Below are 23,057 nucleotides of genomic sequence, written 5' to 3'. Positions count from 1 at the left end.
CTTCAGGTGATGTCAGAGTAAAAAAAAATATATAAATTCGATTTTGTTAGTGAAAAATTATTTTTATAACTAACGACAGAGACGCAGAGAATGCAAAGAGAGTAAAGATATATTTTCACAAATATTTTAGGATTGCTATATTTTGTCAGGGCATAGCAAAACTGTGTCTCTATCGCATGGTTATTTACCTAAAAATTACTGTAAAGACGTAACAGATTATTTATTGCTAGAGCCTGAAAAAAGCAGATTTGTAACTTGCTCTAACACCTTTAATGCGATTAATGAACCTCGAATCAACCTAGTAGCGGCAAAGGGTTGTCGAAGCATGGCGATCGCTAACGGCAAAGGGTTTAGAGAGCCATCAGAGTTAATTGCTGGTGTGAGATCGGGGATATTATGCTGACAATCGTCGCTGACTACTCGCAGCATTGCCACGGACACTCCAGCCGCATTGAAAAATTCTAAAGCGGTAAATCCTTCCATATCAACAACATCAGCCGCCAAAGTCTCACCTAAATGACGTTTTTCGGGCGCAGACCAAATTAGGCGATCGCTTGTCAGTGAATTGACTAAGGATACTTTTTCTGATAGGCAAGAATGCAATTGTGTTGTAAAAGTGCGATCGCATTCTTGAAGTTGCGTCTGATAAACACAATCTTGATACAGCACAATATCACCAACTGTGTAACGATCGCTCAAGCTGCCACATATACCCATAATCAGCACTCTGGATTTTGGAGTCAGAAATTGTCCTTGTTGCAGGTATTTGAGTAAAGGCTTCATCCCAACAGGTATGGGTACTACTTTTGGGATGGAGCCAGTAACGCTGTTTAATCCGCGACACACAGCTTTATATTCTGCTCCTTGAGGTACCAGAATTGTGTTGATGGGCAAAAAATTAGGTTTAGTAGTAACCAAAACTCGCAAACCGAAGGTGATTGCTGTAGCATGACTAAATAATTGTGTCACCCACACGATAATTTTCCAAGATGGTAAAGCTTCATAACTCCAAATCCGCACGAGAACTCTTCAATATTTCCAAATTGGCGATTCAATTTTCGTGGCTGACGGTGAGTTTTTGGATTGCCGTAACGGTAGCTGGTGTTCTGGCTTTCAGTTCCCTAAAGTATGCTTTGTTTCCAGATATTACCTTTCCAGTGGTAGTTGTGAATGCTACAGCTCCCCTGACAACTGCCCTGGATACCGAGGCGAAGCTCACTAAACCCCTAGAAGAACGCCTCCGCTCTCTAGAAGGACTGGAGAATATTCGCTCATCAACCTATCCTAGTCAAACAGCTGTTGCCCTTTCTTTTGCCGTTGGGACAAATTTAGAAACATCGACCAAAAAGGTTGAAACTGCCCTCAAGCAGTTGACTCTACCTCAAGGAGGAACTTCTAAAATTATTCCTCTGAATTTAAACGAGTCAGCCGCCATTAGCTATGCCATAGAGAGTCCAACACGAAATCTCAAAGATTTGACAAAATTGGCGCAAGATGAGATTGTCGGTGCGATCGCTAAATTACCAGGAGTATTAAAAGTCTCACTACTAGGCGCTGCGACTGCAACTCCTCCAGTAAATCCAGCGAATGCGAGTGCAACGGTCCCCCAAGGTGGGGCGACATTAGTCCGGTTTAACGGTGAAGATGCACTCGCATTTCAGGTAATCAAACGCGGTAGTGCTAATACTTTGGAAGTCGTGAGTCATGTTGAGAAAGAAGTTCAAAGGCTACGCTCAACCCTTAAAGATGTCAAACTCACCTTAGCTGCCACCCAAGCAGAATATATCCGTCAAGCCACCCAGTCAACAATTGATGCTTTGCTGGAAGCAGTCTTGTTGTCTATCGTAGTGATTTTTCCTTTTTTGTGGAATTGGCGGGCAACTCTGATCTCTGCCTTGGCGATTCCCACGTCTTTGTTAGCGACGTTTATCGTTATGGCGATTTTTGGCTTCAACCTGGAAACAATCACCCTGCTGGCTTTAGCTTTGGTGATTGGTAGCATTGTTGATGATGCGATCGTGGATGTGGAAAACATCATGCGACACGTTGAAGATGGAGAAACTCCTCGCCAAGCAGCGCTTTTAGCGACAAATGAGATTGGGTTGACAGTTACCGCCGCCACTTTAACAGCAGTAGCAGTTTTTCTACCTATAGGTTTAATGGGTGGAGTAATCGGTCAATTCTTCAAGCCTTTTGGTATCACTGTTTCAGCGGCGATGCTTGCTTCTATGCTAGTTGCTCGGACTTTATCTCCAGTTCTGGCTATCTACTGGCTAAAACCTAAATCCTCGCTTTCCCCGCGTCGAGAAGCAAAAATCTGGGTAGCTTTTACTCAATTTTACAGAAATTTACTGAGTTGGTCTTTAAATCACCGGAAGATAGTTATCGGATTAGCTGCACTCAGTTTCATCGCAGGTATAGTGCTGATTCCACTAATTCCCAAAGGATTTATTCCCAAACTCGATCGCGGCGAATTTAATATTGCTTATACGGCTCCTTTGCCGAGTATTCCTAGTGGAGGAGAGGGGCAGGGGAGCAGGGGAGCAGGGGAGCAGGGGAGAAATTCTATTCCCCAGTCTCAAATTCCCAACCCCTTGAATGATTCTCTAGAGGTTGCGAAGAAATTAGAAAATGTAGTCAGAAAATCACCGGTAGTTGAAACGGTATTTACCACTGTTGGTTCTCGTGAGGGTGAGCCGAATAAAGGGATACTATATGTAAAGTTAAAGGGCGATGCCTACGGCAAGGACTTCGTCCAACGCAGAATCACAACTGCGGAACTACAGGATCAGTTGCGCTCCTCCTTACCTGTTCTTTCTGGGGTAACTACTAGTATTGAAGATATTCAATTTGTCGATTCTGGCGGCCAAAAACCCCTGCAAATAGCATTACAAGGTGATAATCTCCAAGCTTTGAGCAAAGCAGTCAAAGCCATTAAAGAAAGGATTCAAAGGCTACCAGGATTCGCTGATGTTACAGTTACAGGTGCAACGAATCCACAGGGCACGATTTTTCAGATCGAGCGTTTGAATAATCAGCGGGTGGCTTACATCAGTGCTAATCTTGGCAAGGATCTGTCTTTGGGTGATGCCACTGACAAAGTGGTAGCTGAAGCAAAGGCGGTGTTACCCTCTAATGTTTCTTTAAATTTAGGAGGAGACTCTGCCCGTCAAAATGAAGTATTTAGCAGTTTCGGCACTACTCTGGCTCTATCTGCCCTGTGCATTGTCATAGTATTAATTTTGTTATTCAAAACCTGGGTAGACCCTTTGGTGATTGGTGTATCTTTACCTTTAGCACTAGTGGGGGCCATGTTGGCGCTACTGATTACCAAGAGCGACTTTGGCATGATCTCATTGATCGGTTTCGTCTTTTTACTAGGGCTGGCAAATAAAAATGCTATTTTGCTTGTAGATTACATCAATCAGTTACGCAATGCTGGCTTAGACCGTACAGAGGCAATTCTCAACACCGGACTAGTGCGCCTCAGACCAATTATGATGACCACGGCCTCCACTATTTTAGGGATGCTACCGATCGCTTTAGGTTTTGGTGCTGGTTCTGAATTGCGATCGCCTATGGCTGTAGCGATCGCAGGTGGACTAGTAACTTCAACTATCCTCAGTTTGATTGTTGTGCCAGTAGTTTACACCATTTTGGATGATTGGTTTCCCCGGTTTAAAAAGAGGGGGAGCAGGGAAGCAGGGGAGCAGGGGGCAAGTTAATGCAGGTTTTTATCACTGGGGGAACGGGTTTTATTGGCGCTCATTTGGTACGGTTGCTCCTACAAGAAGGATATGCAGTCAAAGCACTGGTACGCTCAACCAGCAATTTGGAGAATCTACGCGGTTTAGAGGTGGAAATTGTCAAAGGTGATTTGAACGATCCAAATCTCTGGCAACAAATGGCAGGTTGTCAATGCCTATTTCATGTCGCAGCCCATTATTCCCTGTGGCAAACAGACCGTGAATTACTTCACCGTCACAATGTCCTGGGTACGCGCAATGTGTTGGCAGCAGCTCGCAAAGCTAACATTGAGCGCACCGTCTACACAAGTTCAGTGGCAGCGATTGGGGTAGGATCGTCAGGGGAAGTTGTCGATGAAACACATCAGAGTCCCTTAGAAAAGTTGGTGGGTGACTACAAAAAGTCTAAGTTTCTGGCTGAACAAGAAGCTATGCAAGCCGTTGCTACAGGTCAGGAAGTAGTTATTGTCAATCCCAGCAGTCCCATTGGCTCGTTGGATATCAAACCTACCCCGACGGGTGATATAATCTTGCGGTTTTTGCGACGGCAAATGCCTTTTTACTTGAATACTGGTCTAAATTTTATCGACGTGCGAGATGTCGCATGGGGGCATTTACTGGCTTTGCAGCGGGGTAAATCTGGCGATCGCTATATCTTAGGTCATCAAAACCTTAGTCTCAAGCAACTACTCGAACAACTCGCCGATATTACAGGTCTTAGCGCACCTCAACAAACAGTACCCGCTTGGTTGCCCCTGAGTGTTGCCTGGGTTGATGAAAAGATTCTCGCACCACTGGGTAAATCGCCCTCAGTACCATTAGATGGTGTTCGGATGGCGAAACAACCTATGTATTACAATGCTTCAAAGGCTGTACGAGAATTGGGTCTACCCCAATCTTCGCTCAACGCCGCACTCAAAGATGCTGTGGATTGGTTTGTTGCTCAAGGATATGTCAACCCCTTTGGGGAATTCAAAATTCAAAATTCAAAATTTAAGACCCCATAGATAAATCTTGGGGTTGAGAAAGTGGTGCATTTATCTTTAAAAGAGGAGCGATCGCAACAATGGCAGTTAATCTACAACAAGCTATGGATATTGGGAAGTATCTTGTTACACAGCGTTTGAAAGGACGCAAACGCTTTCCCTTAGTGTTGATGTTGGAACCTCTTTTTCGGTGTAATCTCGCTTGTACTGGTTGTGGTAAGATCCAACATCCAAAGGAAATATTAAAGCAAAATCTCACCCCAGAACAGTGTTTCGCCGCTGTGGAAGAGTGCGGCGCACCAGTTGTCTCCATTCCTGGGGGAGAACCTTTGCTGCACCCCCAGATTGATGAGATTGTCCAGGGATTAATTGAGCGCAAGAAATATATTTACTTGTGTACCAATGGTTTGTTATTAGAAAAGAGCCTGGATAAGTTTCAACCTTCTCCTTACCTAACTTTCAGCGTGCATTTAGATGGAATGCGGGAATTACACGATCAATGCGTAGATCGTAAAGGCGTTTTTGATATTGCTGTCAAAGCTATTCGCGCCGCTAAAGCTAAAGGCTTTCGTGTCACCACTAACACCACTATCTTTGAAGGTACTGAACCTAAAGATATGCAAGAGTTCTTTAACTTTCTGGAAACACTAAATACTGACGGGATGATGATTTCTCCCGGCTACAGTTACGAGTGGGCACCAGATCAAGATCATTTTCTCCACCGCGAACAAACCCGCGCCCTCTTCCGAGAAATTTTGGCTCCCTACAAAAGTGGTGAAAAAAACTGGAACTTCAATCACAATCCCTTGTTCCTAGATTTTCTCACGGGTGAGAAGGACTACGAATGTACACCTTGGGGTAGTCCTAGTTATAGCGTTCTCGGTTGGCAAAAACCTTGCTATCTGCTAAACGAAGGTTATTACTCTACCTTTAAGGAATTACTCGCACAAACTGATTGGAGTCAATACGGACAGAAGAGTGGTAATCCTAAGTGTGCCGATTGTATGGTTCATTGTGGCTACGAACCAACCGCTGCAATGGATGCAATGCAGCCGCAAAATATGGCGCGTGCCCTTGGCAGTGTGTTTGGTAGGAATTAGTAAGTAGTAAATACTACATATTAAAGGGTGCTATGCCTATGCACCCTTTAAGGATGCTTATTTGGAAATATTGCGATCGCTCCCTCAGCCAAATTCGCCGAAATTCCTCAGGGAAAATACTTATGCCATTTGTATTTTTCGTGGCATGCAAATGTATTATGAGATTCGTGGCACTGGCCAACGCCTACTTATTATCAGTGGTACTGGAGGAGATTTGCAGCGATCGCCCACTATTTTTGACTCACCACTAGCCCCGCAGTTTGAAATCCTAGCCTACGATCAGCGCTCGGCTCGTAAACTAAAATAGAGTCCAAAATATGAAGTTATGTAAATAAATTTCACAAACATAACAATAATTTGTAATAAATTATGATGCGGCAGCATTGTATAAAGAGAACTTGGAAGTAAAAAACAACATCTTAATCAGGTTTTCCAGTCGTTCATAGAAGTTTGAAGTTTTTTAACAAAAGTTTTAATCTGAAAGCCTGGAGATCGTAAACTTATTTCGTTGGATGTCTGTTTTAAACCTTTCGTAACTCGTCAGGCAGTGCTGACATCAAAAATGAACTGAACCATTCAGTTTTGAGTCCAATTATTCTTAACCAAGCAAATTAGGAGATTTAACGCAATGGTTTTAGATGCATTTGCAAAAGTAGTTTCCCAAGCTGATACACGCGGCGAATATCTCTCTGATGCACAATTGGATGCATTGAGCGAACTAGTAAAAGATGGTAACAAGCGTGCAGATGCTGTTAACCGTATTACCAGCAATGCGTCAGCTCTTGTTGCTGCTGCGGCTCGTGATTTGTGGGCAGAACAACCCCAATTGATCACTCCCGGTGGTAATGCTTACACCAGCCGTCGTGCAGCTGCTTGTATCAGAGACTTGGACATCATTCTTCGCTATATCACCTACGCTATCTTTGCTGGCGATTCCAGCGTGCTAGACGATCGTGCCCTCAATGGATTGCGGGAAACCTACTTGGCATTGGGAACTCCAGGAGCTTCAGTTGCTGTTGGTATTCAAAAGCTGAAACAAGCTTCTTTGGCAATTGTCAACGATACAAACAATATCACCAGAGGCGATTGCAGTGCTTTGGCATCTGAAATAGCTAGCTATTTCGATCGTGCTGCTGCTGCTGTAGCTTAAGCAAAGCTTGCATTGCTGATGTTGACTAAATAATTGTCCATAGGACAAAACGAAATTTCAACCATAACGTTTGTAAAAGGGAAATACCAAAATGACAAAAACACCTCTAACTGAAGCAATCGCATCGGCTGATTCTCAAGGACGCTACCTCAGCAGCACCGAAATTCAAGTTGCTTTTGGTCGCTTCCGCCAAGCTCCTGCTAGCTTACAAGCAGCAAAAGCATTGAGCGCTAATGCTCAACGCTTGACCGAAGGTGCTGCTCAAGCAGTGTATAACAAGTTCCCTTACACCACTCAACAACAAGGCCCTAACTTCGCGTCTGATGCGCGCGGTAAAGGCAAGTGTGTACGTGATGTCGGCTACTACTTGCGGATTATCACATACGCTTTAGTTGTTGGTGGCACAGGCCCCTTGGATGATTTCTTGATTTCTGGCTTGGCTGAAATCAACCGGACTTTTGATCTGTCTCCTAGCTGGTACATTGAAGCTCTCAAGTACATCAAAGCTAACCACGGCCTCAGCGGCGACCCAGCTGTTGAAGCAAATTCCTACATCGACTACGTAATCAATACTCTAAGCTAGAGTGTTTCTTTAGCCCGGAGAGGAAATCAGCTCTTATGACAAGTGAGTTCTATGAGTTGTTTACCTCTCCGGGCAGTTTTTTAAGAAAAGCTAGCTGAAAACCCTGGAGAAAGAGGAACGTAGTTCTGTATTTTTTGCTTTAGAACAGGGATGAAAGCTGCCGAGGTAGCACGGTATTTGCTACAACTTTGGGAAAGTTCACAACCCAGTGCCTCTTTTTAGCTACCGTCAATTGGCACAATATTTTTGTCAGTACAAGATTTAAAAACCTACCCTCTGACTAGGGGAAAGTATACGCCCGAAATAACGTAAGGAGATATCACTACGCCCTTGTGGCAAATGTGGTGAGGCAGCGAGCGCAATCTTCTCCCTTCTCTTACGAGACGCTACGTGTTTGCGGAGTGTTGCGTAGGGAAGGAAAAACGCTAGCGCAACGTTAGCAAGTCCGCGTCCCCTATTGAGGAAGCAAGCTATGCGTAGTGTCTGGCAAAGAGAGAACGTCTGGAGGTTTCTTCCCCATGAGGGACTGCCAAACCGATAGGGTGAGCCTGGGAACCTGTGGAAACAGGATATTAAGGCAGCTATGTCTTAAAAATCGCCTTACTTTAGGTAAGGTGAGTGTCAAATTTCAAAAAGACTGTTAAAAGACTAGAAAAAATTTTCTAAAAAGTTTTCAGTTTTGCAGTTAAAACTGAGGAGGTTTTAAAGATGGCAGCTTTGGGACAAGCAGCAAGATTAGGGATTGGAGCGTTTGAAAATTCAGCACCAGTAGAACTACGCCCTGATAGAACAGAAGCCGATGTAGCAGTGGTTATCCGGGCGGCTTACCGTCAGGTTTTGGGTAACGCATATCTACTAGAAGGAGATCGTCTAGAGAGTGCAGAATCACTGTTGCAGCAAGGTGCAATCACCGTTAGGGGATTTGTGCTAGCCATTGCTCAATCAGAACTCTATCGGGATAAGTTTTTCCACTCCAACTCCCAAACTCGGTTTATCGAGTTGAATTATAAGCATTTATTGGGGCGTGCCCCAGAAGATGAGTCAGAGATTTCGTACCATGTTGAGCTTTACAACTCACAAGGTTACGAAGCTGAGATTAATTCCTACATTGACTCATTAGAATATCAAGAGAGTTTTGGCGAAAATATTGTCCCCTACTATAAAGGCTTTAGAAGTCAAGTAGGACAGAAAAACGTTGGCTATAGCCGATTGTTCCAACTGTATCGGGGTTATGCCAATAGCGATCGCGCTCAAGGACAAAAACAAGGACGGCTAACTTGGGAAGTGGCTAAGAATCTAGCTTCACCCATTTATCCAGTCTCTGCCGGAGCTTTAACTGGCCTCTCTACAGGTGGTCGTGGCGAAACATACCGGATCAGAGTGCTACAAGCAGCTTCCCCAAACTCAACTGTAGTAAGGCGCGGTACTGCGGAATTGATCGTACCCTACGAGCAACTTTCTAGTAAATTGCAGCAGTTGAATCGCAAGGGCAGTAAGGTTATTAGCATTACAGCCGTATAAATAGAGACTGGGGATTGGGGACTGGGGACTGGGGACTAGGAATTGGGACTAAGAGGATAAAGGGGATAACCAATACCTAATACCCAGTACCCAATCCCCGATCCCTAATCCCCGGTCCCCAATTATTAATTACAAAGGGAAAATTACCAATGGCTATTACAACAGCAGCTTCCCGTTTGGGAACAGAACCTTTTAGCGATCAGTCTCCTGTGGAATTGCGTCCGAATGCAACCAAAGAAGACATTGAGAGAGTAATTTCTGCCGTCTATCGTCAGGTGTTGGGCAATAACTACATATTGGCATCTGACCGCCTGACAAGTGCTGAATCTATCCTGCGCGATGGCAAAAATACAGTGCAAGAGTTTGTGCGTCAAGTAGCTAAATCAGAACTGTACAAAACCAAATTTTTCTACGACAACTTCCAAACTCGCGTCATTGAACTAAACTACAAACATTTGTTGGGTCGTGCCCCTTATGATGAGTCTGATGTCGTCTATCACTTAGACTTGTATCAAACCAAGGGATATGAAGCCGACATTGATTCTTATATTGATTCGCCAGAGTATCAATCTAGCTTTGGTGAAAATATAGTGCCTTACTATCGTGGCTTTAGTACCCAAACAGGACAGAAAACTGTCGGATTTAGCCGGATATTCCAACTTTATCGCGGCTATGCCAGCAGCGATACCTCCCAACTCAAAGGCAAATCTTCTCGCCTTGCTAGCGAACTAGGTCGCAATAGCGCATCCGTGGTTGTTCCTCCCTCTGGTGCTTCCTCAGGCTTTTCATACGTTGCTTCTGAAAAAGGCGTTACCCCCAACAGTACTTTTGGTGGTGCGGGAACCTTTGGTAAAGAAGGCAGACTTTACCGCATTGAAGTAGCAGGTGTTTTTGGAGCTGGTTATCCTAGCACACGCCGCGTCAATCAAGCCGTGGTTATACCTTATGAAGAACTATCTAGTTACTTCCAGAGAGTGGTAAAACAAGGTGGTAAAATAGCTAGTGTGAAGCCTCTTTAGTGCCATTTGTCAATAGTCATTAGTCATTAGTCATTATTAAAGGCAAAAGACTAATGACAATTTAAAATAGGGAATTAATTTTATGGTTGGATCAACTAGTAGTAGAACGAGTAGTCGCTACTTTCGGTATGAAGTAGTAGGTCTGCGCCAAAGCGAAGAAACTGAAAAAACCAACTATCCCATTCGTTCTAGTGCAACTGTGTTTTTCACAGTACCTGAGAACCGGATGAATCAAGAAATGCAGCGGATTACTCGCTTGGGTGGCAAAATAGTCAGCATTCAGCCATTGAACGCTGAAGCTAAAACAGATAGCGAACAAAGCGATCCTCCTTCTTCATAATGAATTCTAGTCCGCAGAAATTTGAAGATTTATCACCGACAAGTAACTCTGGCGATGGTGAATCTTTAACAGTAGAGCAAGCGATCGCTAATCTTGAGAGTGCAGATTTAGGTCTGCGATTTTATGCTGCTTGGTGGTTGGGTAGGTTTCGGATATGTGAAGCAGCTGCGGTTACACGATTGATTAAAGCGTTAGAGGATGAAGCCGACAGAACACCAGAGGGCGGATATCCTCTGCGACGGAACGCAGCTAGGGCTTTAGGGAAACTAGGCGATCGCCAAGCAGTCTCACCTTTAATTGCGTGTTTAGACTGCTCAGATTTTTATGTCCGGGAAGCAGCGGCACAATCCTTAGAAATGCTGGGCGATCCGGTTTGCATTCCCGCCCTGATTGAGTTATTACAAGTAGGTTTGCAAGGAGAGCAGCTGATATCACAGCCTGATTTATCTCAACCCTACGAAGCCATTTTAGAAGCCTTGGGAGCCTTGAGGGCGACTGAGTGCGTCCCCTTGGTAAAACCATTTTTAGAGCATCCAATAGAATTAGTGCAATATGCTGCCGCACGAGCGATGTATCAATTAACCCAAGAACCAGTTTATGGAGAACGGTTAGTAAAAGCTCTGGCAGGAGAAAAATTGCAATTGCGTCGAGCAGTGTTAGCAGACTTGGGAGCAATTGGCTATCTACCCGCAGCAGATGCGATCGCCGAAACTCTTGCGGAAAATAGTCTAAAGCTAATTTCTCTTAAAGGATTACTAGAACATCAAGTTAAGCACACAGCAACAAGCACTTTGTCAGATGGTGCGATTAAAGTGATAAATTTGATGGACTCGCTATTGTAGTTATAATTTCCCAGGCATTAGTCGTTATTAATACGCTTAAATCAATTGTTTATCACACATAAACCCCTAACATAACTACGAGATAAGGGCTAGGGGGTTTATGTCTGATGTCAACTACGGAGGACTTAAGCTACAATTGGCAGATCCCTAATGACTGATGGCAAATTATTATGAATAACAGTGACCTTGCCCAAATATTAATTCGTGCTGTGGAAGAAGCAGACTCCTCCGATCGCTTATTAGACGCAGTTCAGGAGTTAGCGGCAGCTGGCATAGAGGAATCTGTTCCCACTCTGATTGCAGCTTTGGGCTACAACAATCCAGGGGCAGCAGTGGCGGCAGTAGATGGACTAATTGCGATCGGAGAAGCCGCAGTACCGTCACTATTGGAACTAATTGATGACTACAACTACAGTGCTAGAGCTTGGGCTATCCGTGCCTTAGCGGGAATTGGCGATGTTCGGGCGCTCGATACCTTGTTAGAGGCAGCAAAAACTGATTTTTCCTTAAGTGTGCGGCGAGCAGCTGCCAGAGGATTAGGCACTTTGCGCTTGCATCAACTACCTGCTGAGAAAGTGGAATCTGTTCAGACTCAAGTATTAGAGGCGCTATTACTAATTTCTCAAGATCCAGAGTGGATAGTGCGCTATGCAGCAGTGACGAGTTTAGAAACACTAGCCATCGCCATAGCAGTCACTTTACCCGATCGAGCATCGCGGATTACAAATCAACTTCAGCAAATACTCGATAATGATGCCGATGTAGGAGTTCGCACCCGTGTAAAGTTTGCACAGGAAAAAATTCAACAGCAACAGCATCAAGAAATGTTTGCACCAAAAAGAAAGCTAGAAGATGCTGAAGTGTCTGAAATACCTCATCGTGGTGGTGGCAGACGGTAAATTACCAGACACCAACCGCCCTTGCGGTATGGTGTTAGGTCTCCCAATTCATCGGGGATAGCCTTCAGAACTCCTTGTTTTATTGGTCTTACATTCGCTTCTCCGATGGGGAGTCTTGGTTCCCAAGACCTTAGTTTTTCTAAAACTAACCAGGCGATAAAGACTGAATTTCTGCCTGGATATTGCCACGAGCAGATGGTTCGGCAAACTCTGACATTAAAGGCGTAAAATAAATACGCGATCGCTGTAAAAATCTTTCTAAAATTTTCTGACGACCTGTGATATAGTCTGCCTCTGCCACCCAGCCATATTCCTGACGAATAGCATGGGCGTATTCTTCATAATCAACTGAGTTAGTAGCCAAAATCGCTAAATCTGCATCAAGTAGGACTTGGCTATCATAGTCATTTACCGCAGCTTGGTGGTCTTTAGTGTTCAGAATCAGACGGGTGACGGTAGTTATGGTAGTTTCTGGAATACCTAAATTACTCAGCAACTCAAAAGCATAGTCTGCACTTCGTTCTTCGTTATCTTTGGCTTCAACGTCATACACTACATCGTGAAACCAGGCAGCTAGTTGAACAGCAGCTAGGTTGTTGGTATAGCCCTGCAAAACCTCAATTGTGCTGAGGACGCGATCGATGTGTTTCAGTGTATGGTAGTAGCGACCAGGGGTAGAATAAGCTTCAACCAAGAGATTAAAGGCTTTTTCAGCCGCTACCTGGTCAACGCCAAAGGGTTGGAGTGTGTGTTGCCAGTTATAAAATAAAATATCCATAAAGTTTTCTGTAGGCATAGAGGCAGTATACCCATTCTTAGTATTGGAAAAAACAAGTACATACTGTTAAAACAGCAGTAGAAGACTTCAAGTAGAACCTCACCTTCTAACTCCGCCAGGAGAAAGAGGGAAAAATTTTCCTCCCTTTACTTGCAGCAAAGGGTTAGGAGTGAGTTCACGCGAATATATTTACAAGTTATAAATCTAGTTATAAATCAATGAAACTTTGGACGCCCAATCAACATCTGGACAACGGAAGATTCATTATACAAAAAGTCCTTGGTGGCGGTGGCTTTGGTGTTACCTATAGCGCCATAGAACAGCATACAGGTAAATTAGTTGTTATCAAAACCCTCAACCATATTCAACAAAGTAAAGAAGACTTCCAGCAGCGACAGGTAAAATTTGTCAATGAAGCCTTGCGGTTAGCCCGATGCAGCCATACCCATATTGTCCAAGTCTATGAAGTTATCCAAGAAGATGGACTCTGGGGCATGGTGATGGAATATATTGATGGGGAAGATTTAGGTGTTTATGTTGAACAGCATGGACGATTGTCGGAAGATGAAGCCTTACGTTCCATTGACCAAGTAGGTCAGGCTTTAGAATATATCCACAAACAGGGATTTTTACATCGGGATGTCAAACCCAATAATATTATTTTGCGTTGTGGTAAATCAGAAGCAGTTTTAATTGATTTTGGGTTAGCCAGAGAATATACCATTGGACAAGTGGGAAGCATGACTAACGAGAGAACTAATGGTTATGCACCCATTGAACAGTATGAAAGACAGGGCAATTTTGGTCATTATACTGATGTTTATGCCTTAGCTGCGACCCTGTATAGTTTGCTCACAAACGAAGTACCTTTTCCTGCTAATTTTAGAGATAAGGGTATACCTTTACCACCACCAAAGCAATTATAATCCGCAAATTAGTGACAGGGTAAATGATGCGATTCTCAAGGGGATGGCGTTGCAACCCCAAGAGCGTCTACAGTCGGTGTTAGAGTTTCGAGAATTGCTGGGTATTGCTAGCACCCAACCACGCCCACAGGAAGGGCAACAGTTAATTTCAGATATCAAAAGTTTGGCGTTGGCATCCCCAGAGTTTCCGCAATTGGCGTCAGAGTCTAAAGCATGGCTGGGGATAGATAAAGAAAAATCAGAGGAAGGCATGACTGTAGTGTTGCCAAAGCAATTTAATCCTCAAATTAGCGACAGGGTAAAGGATTGGATTGTTAAACATATAGCATTGCCATCCCCAAAAGGTCTAAAATCGGTGCCGGAGTCTGGAGAAAAATTGCCTGAGATGAAGTTAATCTCTGCTGTGGGCATAGATTACACTCGATTGCGAGATTTACTAGCAGATGGAGAGTGGAAAGAAGCAAATGAAGAGGCGACGCGAGTTATGTTAGCAGTCTCTAAAAGAGAAAAGGAAGGCTGGTTTCGCCCTCAAGATATTGACAACTTTCCCTGTGAGGACATCCGTACCATTGACAAGTTGTGGGTAAAATACAGCGATGGACGCTTTGGTTTTTCGGTGCAAAAGCGCATTCATCAAAGTTTGGGCGGCACTAGAAATTACAACAAAAAAACTTGGGAAGCTTTCGCCGATCGCGTCGGTTGGAAAAAAGATGGAGAATGGATATTATACTCCAGACACCTGTGTACTTGGAATTTAAATGCACCCTATGGACACCTTCCCCTCCCTCATCATGGTTTTATGTGGGGTTGTGGGTGTTTTCTTTCTCATCAAGATTTGTAATCAGTATTTAACCGGATTTAATATCAGAGACTTTGCGGGATATGAGTGGTTCACCACTGTGATATCTGATACAGGTAAGTTATGATCGTGGGCATTAATTTTTTATTGTTAAGATGCCAGCTAAAATCATCCTTACCGTTATTCAAGGACAATTATTAGGACAGCAGTATATTTTTGATTGCCGCAGTAGCTGCATAATCGGTAGAAGTCCAGATTGTAATCCCCAGTTACCAGATGATGAAAATCATCGGGGTATCTCCCGGTATCACTGTCTACTGGATATTAATCCTCCTGATATTCGGGTGCGGGACTTTGGTAGTAAAAATGGCACTTACATTAACGGTAAAAATATCGGACAACGCCAACAAAATCAAACGGCTGAAGAAGCTGTAAAATTACACTTTCCAGAGTATGACTTACGAACAGGCGACGAAATCAACTTAGGTCACACCGTCTTTAAAGTTGGTATAGAAGTACACCAAGAGCAATTCAATCTACCAACCCTCATCCCTGACGATGTTACTGTCAAAAATAACCCAGTACAACAGGCTTATTTCTTAGACATCATCAAATACTTTCTGAATTTGGCTGAGAGTGGCGATCGCAACCTCAAAGCAATTAGCGGTTATAATCTTGTCAAACTTCTCAGCACTAGTGAATTCGGGGAAGTTTATTTAGCACAGCATAATCAGTCTGGCAAGTTCATAGCCTTAAAGGTCATGTTACCAACAGTGGCGGCGAATGACTTCGCTGTGCAGATGTTTCTCCGGGAGACGGAAAACACTAAGGCTTTGCAACATCCTCATGTAGTGCAACTGATGGATTGTGGCTTCTCGGAAATTATCTTCTTTTTTACAATGGAATATTGTGAGGGCGGTACTGTATGGGATTTTATGCAACAACTGGGTGGGCGCTTGTCTGTTGAGATTGCAGTACCGATTATTCTGCAAATTTTAGACGCTTTAGAATATGCCCACAATGTTGAACTGCCTTATGTCAAACTGGCTGATGGTAAGTTTGGCAAAGGTAAAGGTATAGTTCACCGCGACCTCAAACCGAGTAACATCTTCCTGACTAATATTGATGGAAAACTGGTGGCTAAAATCGGTGATTACGGCTTATCTAAAGCCTTTGACTTGGCTGGTTTAAGTGGTCAAACTTTGACTGGTACTCAAGCGGGTACTCCCGTTTTTATGCCGCGACAGCAGGTGCTTAACTTTAAATATGCCCAACCGGAGGTAGATATTTGGGCAGTTGCGGCTTGTCTCTACAATATGCTAACAGGTTGTTTCCCCCGCAACTTCACAGGCGATCCCTTTCTGGCAGTTTTACAGAATAATCCCATACCAATTCGCCAACGAGATGCAACAATTATGCAACCCCTAGCGCAGGTGATTGATTTGGCGTTGGTTGATAAGCCAGAAATTCACTTTAAAAGTGCAGCTGAATTTAAGCGGGCATTGTTAAGTGCATTGTCATGGTAGAGTTTACAGCATTTTATTATCTATTTAATCCACCTCTGTCGTAGGGTCTTGCACCCCTACAATGGAATATTTTTTAATTGCAAGTCCCTAGAATGCACGGCGTAACTATAAGCTGTTCCACATTTAAATTGCATAATTACGGCGGGCAAGATGCCCACCCCACAAGAGTTATATAAATTTTAGATATGCAAACTAGATGTGGTTTAGCTTATCATTCAAAATCAATCAAATCCTTACGGTATAGGAATTACGAATTCCGCATAATGGTGACAGCTAAATGAAAGCGTCAAAATAGAAGACATAGGCTTTGTACAAAAAGCCTTGCCTTGATTAACGGAGTTATTATCAGTGGTATTACAAGTACAAACAAGCACCTACGAAGCTAAAACCCAAGAAATTGCTAAACAACTTCTAGCCGCAACCCAGGAAAACCGTTCGTTTTTTTCTTCCCTGCGGGATCAAATGCGTTGGGATGATAAATTACTAGCTTGGGCGATGAGTAATCCTGGGTTGCGGGTGCAACTATTTCGCTTTATAGATACGCTACCTGCTTTGCACAGTAAATCAGAAATTGCCTCACATTTACAAGAATATTTAGGCGATGAATCTGTAGAATTACCGGCAGCTTTGAAGGGAATGCTAAACTTTGCTAATCCAGACTCCATGCCAGGACAAGTTGCTGCTACAACTGTTGGAACAGCGGTTGAGACTCTTGCCCATAAATATATTTCTGGGGAAAATATTAAACAAGTCATCAAAACAGTTGAACGACTGCGAAAAGAAAAAATGGCTTTCACCATCGATTTACTTGGTGAAGCGGTGATTACCGAAGCGGAAGCGCAGTCTTATCTAGAACGCTATCTAGAATTAATGCAACAATTGGTAGAAGCATCGAAGAATTGGGCAGCTATCCCGGCTATTGATGAGGCTGATGGCGAAGCAATCCCAAAAGTTCAGGTTTCTGTTAAATTAACGGCGTTTTATTCCCAATTTGATCCATTAGATGCTAAAGGTAGTGAGGAGAGAGTTAGCGATCGCATTCGTACTCTCTTACGTCGTGCTAAAGAATTAGGCACAGCTGTGCATTTTGATATGGAACAGTATGCCTATAAAGATATAACTCTCAGCATTCTGAAAAAACTGTTACTAGAAGAGGAGTTTCGGCAACGCACAGATATTGGCATGACAATTCAAGCATATCTGCGTGATAGCGAACAAGATACCGAAGACGTAATTTCCTGGTTGAAAGAACGTGGTTATCCTCTGACAATCCGCTTGGTGAAAGGCGCATATTGGGATCAAGAAACTATCAAAGCAGCCCAAAAGCATTGGAAACAGCCAGTTTATAACGATAAAGCCGCAACTGATGCTAACTTTGAAACTATCACTCAGTTGTTGTTAGAAAATCATCAATATGTCTATTCTGCCATTGGTAGCCATAATGTGCGATCGCACTCTCGCGCCATTGCCATAGCTGAAAGTTTAAATGTCCCTCGCCGTCGCTTTGAATTACAAGTCCTCTACGGCATGGGTGATAAAGTTGCAAAAGCTTTGGTTGACAAGGGTTATCGAGTTAGAGTTTACTGTCCCTACGGTGAATTATTGCCTGGGATGGCGTATTTAATTCGCCGGTTGTTGGAAAATACCGCTAATAGTTCTTTTTTACGGCAAAATCTCGAAAATCGACCGATTGAAGAGTTATTAGCGCCGCCGATTGTCAAAGAGGAGAAGAAATCTTTAATTTCTAACTCTCATTTCTTCGGTGCTGCTGATACTGATTACGCCCAGGAAGAGGTGAGAACCAAGGCGGCGCAAGCTTTTCAAAATGTTCGCCAACAGTTGGGTAAAACTTATTTACCGCTGATTAATGGCGAGTATGTTAATCCACCGGAATTTGTTGATTCTCTCAATCCTTCTAATTTCAGTGAGGTAATTGGTAAAGTTGGGTTGATTAGCGTTGAACAAGCGGAACAGGCAATGCAAGCTGCCAAAGCGGCGTTTCCTGGGTGGAAGAAAACACCAGCCAAACAACGCGCTGATATTTTGCGGAAAGCGGGTGATTTGATGGAACTCCGCCGCGCTGAACTTTCAGTTTGGATAGTTTTGGAAGTTGGGAAACCAGTTAAGGAAGCTGATGGAGAGGTTTCGGAAGCGATAGATTTTTGTCGGTACTACGCTGATGAGATTGAACGGTTAGATAAAGGTGTGAATTACGACATACCCGGCGAAACTAATCATTATATTTACCAGCCACGGGGAATTACTGTCGTGATTTCTCCCTGGAATTTCCCGCTAGCGATCGCTTGTGGAATGACAGTTGCAGCTTTGGTTTCAGGCAATTGCACTCTACTGAAACCTGCGGAAACATCTTCTGTGATTGCAGCGAAATTTACAGAAATCTTGGTAGACGCTGGTTTTCCCAAAGGTGTATTTCAATACGTACCTGGAAAGGGTTCGCAAGTTGGCGCTTATTTAGTAAATCATCCAGATACTCATGTAATTGCTTTTACTGGTTCTCAAGAAGTCGGCTGTAGAATTTACGCAGAAGCGGCAATCTTAAAACCTGGACAAAAGCACATGAAACGGGTGATTGCTGAAATGGGCGGCAAGAATGCGATTATTGTAGATGAAAGTGCTGATTTAGACCAAGCTGTTGTGGGGGTAGTACAGTCGGCATTTGGTTACAGCGGCCAAAAATGTTCTGCTGCTTCCAGGGTGATTGTGCTGGAACCAATTTATGAAGCCTTTGTGCAACGGTTGGTGGAAGCGACAAAATCCTTGAACATTGGAGAAGCAGAGTTACCGAGTACACAAGTTGGGCCAGTAATTGATGCTAATGCCCGCGATCGCATCCGCGAGTATATTGAGAAGGGTAAGGCAGAATCACAATTAGCTTTGGAATTACCAGCACCCGAACAAGGGTATTTTATCGGCCCAGTCATCTTTAGTGAAGTATCGCCAAATGCGGTAATTTCCCAGGAAGAGATTTTTGGCCCTGTGCTGGCGGTAATTCGGGTGAAAGATTTCCAGGAAGCGTTAGCAGTCGCCAACGGTACAAACTTCGCTTTAACTGGCGGACTTTATTCTAGAACGCCTTCTCACATTCAGCAGGCACAGACAGAGTTTGAAGTCGGTAATTTGTATATCAACCGCAATATTACCGGAGCGATCGTTGGACGGCAACCCTTTGGTGGATTCAAACTTTCTGGAGTAGGTTCTAAAGCTGGCGGCCCTGATTACTTACTGCAATTTTTAGAACCACGCGCGGTGACAGAAAATATTCAGCGTCAAGGTTTTGCACCAATTGAAGGAGCAGAGTGAACTACTCAGACTTGCCTACGGCTGAAGTCTGAGCTTCCCAATTCATCGGGAATAGCCATCAATTACTCCGTAGTTTTTTTTGGTCTGACATTCCCTCCAAGGGTAGAAGTCCTGGTTCCCAAGACCCAAATTTTTCTCTTGCAACATATACCTATTAGCTTGGTTTTCGCTTGCGGCATTGATGGTCAAGACAGTGTATATTTTACCAGAAAATTTTAGGGATTCGTTATACATCCAGAATTTGTTTTTACTGCGTAAAAAATCAATTCCAGATGTAATCCTCATCCCCCGTGGTCAGTGAGCTTGTCGAACTGCTCACAATCCCCACCTTATGAGTACATTGAAGGTGGGGACTTCCGCGACACGTTAAACTAAGAACTTGTGTGTACACCGTAGAGGGACAGGCTTGCACTTTCGTTCAAAGCAGCCAGAGGTGCATCAAACTCACATTAAACTACAATAGGTATTAACATCAAAGAGAGTTTAATGAGTAATTTAGTTATCAAAGTTGCTGAATTACCTAAAGATTTTCCAGCAATTAAAGCAATTAGAAAATCAGGTTTTCAAGAAGAAAAAGGGGTAGATCCCGCTTTAGAATTTGATGGCAAAGATGAAATATCCGATCATCTAATTGCTTATTTAAATGTGCAAGTTGTGGGTACTGCTAGAATCAGATATTTAGATGATAAAACTGCCAAAATAGAAAGGTTAGCTGTTTTATCGACAGTTAGAGGGCAAGGTATTGGTAAGAAAATTATGGAAAATGCCCTACAGATGATAGCTAACAAAAATATTCCAGAAGTAGTGATTCATGCTCAAGAAGATGTGAAAAATTTATATAAAAAGCTGGATTTTATAGAAGAAGGAGAAATATTTGAAGAAGCTAGTATTCTCCATGTGAAAATGAGAAAAATATTTTCACATCCAAGTTAAAAATATCTAGTATTTTCTTACTAAATGTTCAGATAAAAATGTATTTTCATAAGCAATTAACTAAAATATTTCATTAGAATTGACTCTAACTGGATTATGCAAATTGGCTTGACAAGGTAATCATTAACACTACCTGGCAGCATGACAATTTCCTCCTCTAAATGTTCGCTAAAGGTCATCATTACAATCGGTAAATGTTCCCGATAAGGCTCTTTTCTAAGGATATTCAACAAAGTCAAAACATGAACATCTTTTACTAACTGCAAATCAAAAAAAACTAAATCTGGTTGGAAGCTTTGTACCTGTTTCAAAAAGTCGTTACTATTATCTATCCACTTGACTTGGTAGCCAATTGTGTGGAGATAATCTTGCAACACTGTTGCTGTATTTTCCTCTTGTTCTACAAGCAAAATAGTTTTATTTGTGGGGATGACTGAAGAAGAAGAGGACGAGGTAAAATTTGCTTCCTCTTCTATCTCATCTATGTCATTTGTCTCATTTTCCCCATTTCCCAGATGCTCTGAATTTGGTAGAAACAGATTGAACTGACTGCCCTTTCCTAAAGTTGATGTCACGGTAACATCTCCACCATGTAAACGCGCTAATTTCCGCGTCAAGGCTAAACCCAAACCAGTGCCTTCATACTGCCGATTTAACCGGCTGTCAAGCTGTTTAAACGGTTCAAAGAGAAATTGAAACTGGCTTGAGTCTATACCAATGCCAGTATCTGAAACTGTAAACGTTATCCCTTGCGGTACTTTTTTGACTACCAGCGATACTTCACCGGCTGGGGTGAATTTAATGGCATTGGTCAGCAAGTTGAGTAGCATTTGCTTGATGCGCCGCTCATCAGCAATACAAATATCCGCTTCTTGGTCAATTTTATGTGTGAGTTGCAATCCCTTTTCTGAGGCGCGATCGCGCACTGTCCAGATGGCATAATTACATATATCTGCCACTGACAACGATGATAGTAACAGTTCTTCTTTACCTGCTTCTACCTTAGATAAGTCAAGGATATCGTTAATCACTGCCAGCAGGTGTTCACCACTACTATATATACAACTTACATATTCGTTCTGCTTTTCATTCAGAGAGCCAACTATTTCTTGTTGCAATAACTGTGACAAACCCATAATCGCATTGAGAGGCGTCCGCAACTCATGGCTCATGGTTGCTAAAAATTCAGTTTTTGCTCGACTGGCAGCTTCTGCTGCTTCTTGAGAAGCGCGTAGTTTCAACTCTGTTTGCTTACGTTCAGTAATATCCTCAATCATCGCTAGAAAAAACTCAGGTTCACCATTGCTGCCTGGTATAACAGAAACAGAGATATGAGTCCAAACTAAGCTACCATTTTGATGCTGGCAGCGTCTTTCTATCTCAATACGATGTCTTTCGACAAGCTGTTTCTGATGGTTGGAGAGTTGTAAACCGTCCCTCGAAGTTCTCTTTAAGTCTGTGCGAATTCCTGACATCAGTCGTTTGTAAAGTTTTAAATCCTCCCTTTCTATGGAAATGTAATCTGTAAAGCGCTTGCCGTATAAATCTTCTCGGCTGCATCCTAAAATCTCGCACAGTGCCAGATTAGTATCGACTATCTGCCCTTTCATATCTATCAGGCCAATGCCGACAGAGGAACGCTCAAAAATCGCCCGAAATTGTGCCTCACTCTGTCGCAGTGCTTCCTCTACGACGTTTCGCTCACTCGCTTCTATAGCCAGCGTCACAAAATCTGCAATTGAGCCAGCAAAACTCTCTTCTTCTAAAGTCCATTGGCGACCTTCACCTATGTGTTCGTGGCATACTACGCCCACCAAATGACCCTCTAGCCAAATTGGTGCATCTAGTATAGATGTGATGCCCAAAACTGAAAGATAAGACTCGGATAATTCTTGAGTTCTGGGATCGTTTCTGGCATCATCTACGGCAATAGTACGCTCCTCTTCTAAAACCTGGAAATAACCAGGAAAATTTGTTTTTAAAAGCGAGTTACCAAAGGTATGCTCCTTAGTCCTGACATCATATAAATTAATACATTCAATTTTTGAACGTTCTTCATTATATAACCATACCCCAACTCGCTCTACTAACAGCGTCTGAGCAGCAGTTTCTGTGATTTCCCTCAACACGGCATTGAGATTACCTTGCTGAAAGGTTTTGCTTCTTGCCAGTTGCACCAGTGTTTGGCTTTGTTTTCGCCGACTATTTTCTCTGATTCGTAAAGCCTCTTGGGCCTGGTTCTGCTCTGTAATATCTCTAGCTGACACCACTTGCATTAGTTGCCCTCAAGAAGAAATAATTTGGACTTGCAGTTCTACGGAAAAAGTAGAACTGTCTTTGTATAACTACAATTACTTGAGATGGTTTTTCATAACCGGAAAGTATAATTTTTCTAATTAAATTTTATGATTCTAGCTGATTAGTTATAAGCTAGATTTTGCGGATTACTTCTGTTACTTCATACGATTAATTTTTACCAGGGGATAATTAGCATTTGAAGTAATTTCACTATTAAGTAATTCTACTATCAAGTAGTATAAGTAGTATAGTATTTTTAATTTGGAACTGAGGAGTGGTAAAGATTCTTC

Annotated in this window: 18 protein-coding genes and 1 pseudogene; 16 read left to right on the top strand and 3 right to left on the bottom strand. The window is 42.9% G+C overall.

From position 1 onward, the window contains the following. Nucleotides 1-216: 216 nt before the first annotated feature. Nucleotides 217-894: a 5'-methylthioadenosine/S-adenosylhomocysteine nucleosidase family protein gene (locus tag V7K44_RS32150; RefSeq protein ID WP_334938022.1), complete on the bottom strand. Its 678-nt coding sequence runs from the start codon at nucleotides 892-894 to the stop codon at nucleotides 217-219. 95 nt (nucleotides 895-989) lie between these two features. On the opposite strand from V7K44_RS32150, the gene V7K44_RS32145 reads away from it, so the two are divergent. The 11 genes from V7K44_RS32145 to V7K44_RS32095 all read left to right on the top strand — a co-directional run bounded on the left by V7K44_RS32145 (nucleotide 990) and on the right by V7K44_RS32095 (nucleotide 12,186). Then, nucleotides 990-3,725, top strand: a complete 2,736-nt coding sequence (locus tag V7K44_RS32145; protein ID WP_334937985.1) for an efflux RND transporter permease subunit — start codon at nucleotides 990-992, stop codon at nucleotides 3,723-3,725. Beyond that, a complete protein-coding gene (hpnA, locus tag V7K44_RS32140; protein WP_334937983.1) occupies nucleotides 3,725-4,753 on the top strand; it encodes a hopanoid-associated sugar epimerase in 1,029 nt (342 codons plus the stop codon). Before V7K44_RS32145 ends, hpnA begins: the two co-directional genes overlap by 1 nt. 59 nt (nucleotides 4,754-4,812) lie before the next feature. Next, the gene (gene hpnH, locus V7K44_RS32135) at nucleotides 4,813-5,832 is read left to right on the top strand and encodes an adenosyl-hopene transferase HpnH (RefSeq protein ID WP_094349680.1); all 1,020 of its coding nucleotides are present in this window, start codon (nucleotides 4,813-4,815) and stop codon (nucleotides 5,830-5,832) included. 151 nt (nucleotides 5,833-5,983) lie between these two features. Next, the gene (locus V7K44_RS32130) at nucleotides 5,984-6,139 is read left to right on the top strand and encodes a hypothetical protein (protein ID WP_334937981.1); all 156 of its coding nucleotides are present in this window, start codon (nucleotides 5,984-5,986) and stop codon (nucleotides 6,137-6,139) included. A gap of 321 nt (nucleotides 6,140-6,460) precedes the next feature. Beyond that, nucleotides 6,461-6,982 carry a phycocyanin subunit beta gene (locus V7K44_RS32125; RefSeq protein ID WP_289795183.1) on the top strand — a complete coding sequence of 174 codons (522 nt, stop codon included), beginning with the start codon at nucleotides 6,461-6,463 and terminating at the stop codon, nucleotides 6,980-6,982. A gap of 91 nt (nucleotides 6,983-7,073) precedes the next feature. After that, nucleotides 7,074-7,565 (top strand): phycocyanin subunit alpha, encoded by a 492-nt coding sequence (cpcA, locus tag V7K44_RS32120; RefSeq protein WP_012411562.1) that lies wholly within the window; start codon nucleotides 7,074-7,076, stop codon nucleotides 7,563-7,565. A 708-nt stretch (nucleotides 7,566-8,273) separates the two neighbouring features. Beyond that, complete coding sequence (locus tag V7K44_RS32115) at nucleotides 8,274-9,086, top strand: phycobilisome linker polypeptide (RefSeq protein ID WP_334937979.1); 813 nt, start codon at nucleotides 8,274-8,276, stop codon at nucleotides 9,084-9,086. Nucleotides 9,087-9,235: 149 nt separating this feature from the next. After that, complete coding sequence (locus tag V7K44_RS32110; protein WP_334937977.1) at nucleotides 9,236-10,105, top strand: phycobilisome linker polypeptide; 870 nt, start codon at nucleotides 9,236-9,238, stop codon at nucleotides 10,103-10,105. Nucleotides 10,106-10,187: 82 nt separating this feature from the next. Continuing rightward, nucleotides 10,188-10,445: a phycobilisome linker polypeptide gene (locus tag V7K44_RS32105; RefSeq protein ID WP_334937975.1), complete on the top strand. Its 258-nt coding sequence runs from the start codon at nucleotides 10,188-10,190 to the stop codon at nucleotides 10,443-10,445. Beyond that, nucleotides 10,445-11,287 (top strand): HEAT repeat domain-containing protein, encoded by an 843-nt coding sequence (locus tag V7K44_RS32100; protein WP_334937973.1) that lies wholly within the window; start codon nucleotides 10,445-10,447, stop codon nucleotides 11,285-11,287. Before V7K44_RS32105 ends, V7K44_RS32100 begins: the two co-directional genes overlap by 1 nt. A 170-nt stretch (nucleotides 11,288-11,457) precedes the next feature. Further along, nucleotides 11,458-12,186, top strand: coding sequence for a HEAT repeat domain-containing protein (locus V7K44_RS32095; protein WP_334937971.1), 729 nt, complete (start codon nucleotides 11,458-11,460; stop codon nucleotides 12,184-12,186). Nucleotides 12,187-12,331: 145 nt separating this feature from the next. On the opposite strand, the gene V7K44_RS32090 is transcribed toward V7K44_RS32095, so the two are convergent. Next, nucleotides 12,332-12,982: an HD domain-containing protein gene (locus V7K44_RS32090; protein WP_334937968.1), complete on the bottom strand. Its 651-nt coding sequence runs from the start codon at nucleotides 12,980-12,982 to the stop codon at nucleotides 12,332-12,334. Nucleotides 12,983-13,182: 200 nt separating this feature from the next. Here V7K44_RS32090 and V7K44_RS32085 point away from each other — a divergent pair. The 5 genes and pseudogenes from V7K44_RS32085 to V7K44_RS32065 form a co-directional block, all read left to right on the top strand. Next, nucleotides 13,183-14,011 (top strand): annotated as a pseudogene (locus V7K44_RS32085) (serine/threonine protein kinase); the annotation flags it as partial. A gap of 129 nt (nucleotides 14,012-14,140) precedes the next feature. Next, nucleotides 14,141-14,731 (top strand): GUN4 domain-containing protein, encoded by a 591-nt coding sequence (locus V7K44_RS32080; RefSeq protein ID WP_334938020.1) that lies wholly within the window; start codon nucleotides 14,141-14,143, stop codon nucleotides 14,729-14,731. A 113-nt stretch (nucleotides 14,732-14,844) separates the two neighbouring features. Beyond that, nucleotides 14,845-16,215: a protein kinase domain-containing protein gene (locus V7K44_RS32075; protein ID WP_334937966.1), complete on the top strand. Its 1,371-nt coding sequence runs from the start codon at nucleotides 14,845-14,847 to the stop codon at nucleotides 16,213-16,215. Between the two features lie 348 nt (nucleotides 16,216-16,563). After that, nucleotides 16,564-19,536 carry an L-glutamate gamma-semialdehyde dehydrogenase gene (gene pruA / locus V7K44_RS32070; protein ID WP_334937964.1) on the top strand — a complete coding sequence of 991 codons (2,973 nt, stop codon included), beginning with the start codon at nucleotides 16,564-16,566 and terminating at the stop codon, nucleotides 19,534-19,536. Nucleotides 19,537-20,022: 486 nt separating this feature from the next. Next, nucleotides 20,023-20,469 (top strand): GNAT family N-acetyltransferase, encoded by a 447-nt coding sequence (locus tag V7K44_RS32065; protein ID WP_334937962.1) that lies wholly within the window; start codon nucleotides 20,023-20,025, stop codon nucleotides 20,467-20,469. Between the two features lie 56 nt (nucleotides 20,470-20,525). Here V7K44_RS32065 and V7K44_RS32060 read toward each other — a convergent pair whose 3' ends face one another. Continuing rightward, nucleotides 20,526-22,745, bottom strand: a complete 2,220-nt coding sequence (locus tag V7K44_RS32060) for a hybrid sensor histidine kinase/response regulator (RefSeq protein ID WP_334937960.1) — start codon at nucleotides 22,743-22,745, stop codon at nucleotides 20,526-20,528. Between the last annotated feature and the right edge of the window lie 312 nt (nucleotides 22,746-23,057).

This window comes from Nostoc sp., assembly GCF_036917235.1.
Lineage (GTDB): Bacteria > Cyanobacteriota > Cyanobacteriia > Cyanobacteriales > Nostocaceae > Nostoc.
This window is presented reverse-complemented; position numbering and strand designations above follow the sequence as displayed.

Excerpts from the sequence above, each read along its gene's own strand:
- V7K44_RS32090 (WP_334937968.1), bottom strand. The coding sequence starts at position 12,982 with ATGCCTACAGAAAACTTTATGGATATTTTATTTTATAACTGGCAACAC.
- hpnH (WP_094349680.1), top strand. The coding sequence starts at position 4,813 with ATGGCAGTTAATCTACAACAAGCTATGGATATTGGGAAGTATCTTGTT.
- V7K44_RS32060 (WP_334937960.1), bottom strand. The coding sequence starts at position 22,745 with ATGCAAGTGGTGTCAGCTAGAGATATTACAGAGCAGAACCAGGCCCAA.
- V7K44_RS32105 (WP_334937975.1), top strand. The coding sequence starts at position 10,188 with ATGGTTGGATCAACTAGTAGTAGAACGAGTAGTCGCTACTTTCGGTAT.
- V7K44_RS32100 (WP_334937973.1), top strand. The coding sequence starts at position 10,445 with ATGAATTCTAGTCCGCAGAAATTTGAAGATTTATCACCGACAAGTAAC.
- V7K44_RS32095 (WP_334937971.1), top strand. The coding sequence starts at position 11,458 with ATGAATAACAGTGACCTTGCCCAAATATTAATTCGTGCTGTGGAAGAA.
- V7K44_RS32110 (WP_334937977.1), top strand. The coding sequence starts at position 9,236 with ATGGCTATTACAACAGCAGCTTCCCGTTTGGGAACAGAACCTTTTAGC.
- V7K44_RS32065 (WP_334937962.1), top strand. The coding sequence starts at position 20,023 with ATGAGTAATTTAGTTATCAAAGTTGCTGAATTACCTAAAGATTTTCCA.
- cpcA (WP_012411562.1), top strand. The coding sequence starts at position 7,074 with ATGACAAAAACACCTCTAACTGAAGCAATCGCATCGGCTGATTCTCAA.
- hpnA (WP_334937983.1), top strand. The coding sequence starts at position 3,725 with ATGCAGGTTTTTATCACTGGGGGAACGGGTTTTATTGGCGCTCATTTG.
- V7K44_RS32130 (WP_334937981.1), top strand. The coding sequence starts at position 5,984 with ATGTATTATGAGATTCGTGGCACTGGCCAACGCCTACTTATTATCAGT.
- V7K44_RS32080 (WP_334938020.1), top strand. The coding sequence starts at position 14,141 with ATGACTGTAGTGTTGCCAAAGCAATTTAATCCTCAAATTAGCGACAGG.
- V7K44_RS32115 (WP_334937979.1), top strand. The coding sequence starts at position 8,274 with ATGGCAGCTTTGGGACAAGCAGCAAGATTAGGGATTGGAGCGTTTGAA.
- V7K44_RS32145 (WP_334937985.1), top strand. The coding sequence starts at position 990 with ATGGTAAAGCTTCATAACTCCAAATCCGCACGAGAACTCTTCAATATT.
- V7K44_RS32075 (WP_334937966.1), top strand. The coding sequence starts at position 14,845 with ATGCCAGCTAAAATCATCCTTACCGTTATTCAAGGACAATTATTAGGA.
- V7K44_RS32125 (WP_289795183.1), top strand. The coding sequence starts at position 6,461 with ATGGTTTTAGATGCATTTGCAAAAGTAGTTTCCCAAGCTGATACACGC.